This window comes from Actinoplanes sp. NPDC051633, from assembly GCF_040681735.1.
In the GTDB taxonomy this organism is placed as follows: Bacteria; Actinomycetota; Actinomycetes; order Mycobacteriales; family Micromonosporaceae; genus Actinoplanes.
In genome coordinates this window covers 1-1,837 of sequence record NZ_JBFAZH010001390.1, presented here as the reverse complement: position 1 = coordinate 1,837, position 1,837 = coordinate 1, and the positions used below count along the sequence as shown (strand labels likewise).

The following is a 1,837-nucleotide window of genomic DNA, read 5'->3' as shown; positions in this document are numbered from 1 at the left end:
CTCCGGCTCCGAGGGACTACCCCAGCCGGAGATCGCCGACATCGACTTCGATCGGGTCAGCGAGGCAATGGCCGCGTTGTATCCGCGTCGCCGCTACCCCGCCGTGGTGATCGGCTCGTCCGGCGGCGCACTCGTGCACCTGTGTGCGGCCCTCGGGGTGCCGTGGCTGCCGCAGACCCTGCTGATCCCCGTACGCCAGCGCGGCATCTCGCCGGACGACCCGCAACGCGCCGCACACGCCTTCGACGGCACCGCCCGGGCGCTGCTCGACCGCAACCCCGACCTGGTGCTGCACCACATGCACGACCCCAACCAGGACCGGCTGACCCTGGCCCGGATGGCGTACTTCCGGGTCAAGCGCACCAAACTCGGCCCTGCCTACGAGCGCTTCCTCGCCGAGCACCTCGAGCCGGGCGGCACCATCCTGATCGCCGAGTGCGGGCAGCGGTGGCCGGTCACCCGCATCGGCGAGCGGCACCTGTTCCAGTTCGGCGCGACCGGCGGCATCCCGGCCGAGGAGTACCGCACGGGCAGCGACCGCGTGGCGCGGTATCTGCGCCGCTACGGGGTCCGGGCGGACCGCTGGCAGGCGCCGCCGGCCGACGAGGAGGCGCCGGAGGCGGAGTGGGGCTTCGAGCCGGCGCTCGGCGACGACGTGACGGCGTACGCCGCCCGCAACGGCTACCGCGTCGAGCGGCTGGGCTTCGACGACGCGGAGGATCTCAGCGGACCGGTCGCGGAGTTGTACCGTGGCTGGTACGCCCGGCGCGGGTTGCCGGCGGACCGGCTGGTGGTCGACTCCTTCATGCTGCTCGATCCATGGTGGACACTGCGCGCGGGCGCCGTGCCGTACTGGAGCGTCTTCCCGGTCGAGCCGTCGCTCTCGCGGCTGCGGCGCTATCTCGACAAGGCCGAGCCCTACGACCACCTGCACCTCGGGCTGTTCTGCCACGGCGTCGAGTCGGCCGGGATGGCGAGCGCCGCCCAGTGGCGCGACGTGCTGAGCAGGGCGCGGGTGTCGGGTTCGTTCGCGGGGGTGTCGCCGCGGCGCTACCCGAACGACCCGCTGACCTTCTTCCGCTTCCGCTCGGCGATCCGCGACCTGGACCGCAAGCTGCCGATGCCGCCGCCGCTGACGCTGGCCGAGGCCCGGCCGGCCCTCCGGATCGGGGCGACCTAGCATCACTCGAAGTCGTCGATCACATCCTGTGCCGCCTCGTTGCGCTCTTGGTCCACGCACCGCTTGCGGTCGACGAAGTCGGCGATGGTGCTGCAATCGGCCGGCGTCGGCGCGGGATCCACGGCGGGTTTTCCGGTGGGACCGGTGGTGACCGACGGGGTTTCCTCCACCGCCGGGGTGTCGATCACGGCCGGCGAGTCGGTGCGCCCGGAGTCGGCGGGCTCATCCGCGGAGAACGGGTGCAGCCACGCCCCGACCGCGATGAGCACGCCGATCAGGCTGACGACACCGCCGATGACGGTGCCCTTGTCGGACTTCGGCCGCGACGACATGGCCATCACCTTAGGACCGCGCGGCGCGCCGGACTGTCAGATATCCGGCCGGGTGGCGCGGTGCCGTTCGATCAGATCCCTGACACGTTCCGGCTCGTCCGGGCTGAACGCCGGGCGGACCCGCCCGCCGACGTCGAGGATCACCAGCGTCTGCCGGTGCGCGCGGCCGGCGTCGAGCGGCAGCCAGAAGCGCGGACTGCTGGTGCCCCACAGGCGGCCCCGGCCGGTGAGCCACCCCATCGGTTGCAGCTCGACCGCGCGGATGTCCTGGTGACGGATGTGCTTGGCGGTGCCGATCGGGAAGTAGTAGCGGCGCAGCGTGACG

At 72.4% G+C, this 1,837-nt stretch carries 3 protein-coding genes; 1 reads left to right on the top strand and 2 read right to left on the bottom strand.

The annotated features are described in order from the left end of the window. The coding region (locus AB0M20_RS41290; RefSeq protein ID WP_364306761.1) for a hypothetical protein at window positions 1–1,180 on the top strand (1,180 nt) is incomplete at its 5' end. A 2-nt stretch (window positions 1,181–1,182) separates the two neighbouring features. On the opposite strand, the gene AB0M20_RS41285 is transcribed toward AB0M20_RS41290, so the two are convergent. Together AB0M20_RS41285 and AB0M20_RS41280 are read right to left on the bottom strand one after the other, a co-directional pair. Next, window positions 1,183–1,512: a hypothetical protein gene (locus tag AB0M20_RS41285; RefSeq protein WP_364306759.1), complete on the bottom strand. Its 330-nt coding sequence runs from the start codon at window positions 1,510–1,512 to the stop codon at window positions 1,183–1,185. A gap of 36 nt (window positions 1,513–1,548) precedes the next feature. Further along, window positions 1,549–1,837, bottom strand: a 289-nt coding sequence (locus AB0M20_RS41280) for a hypothetical protein (RefSeq protein ID WP_364306757.1), incomplete at its 5' end; no start/stop codon positions are given.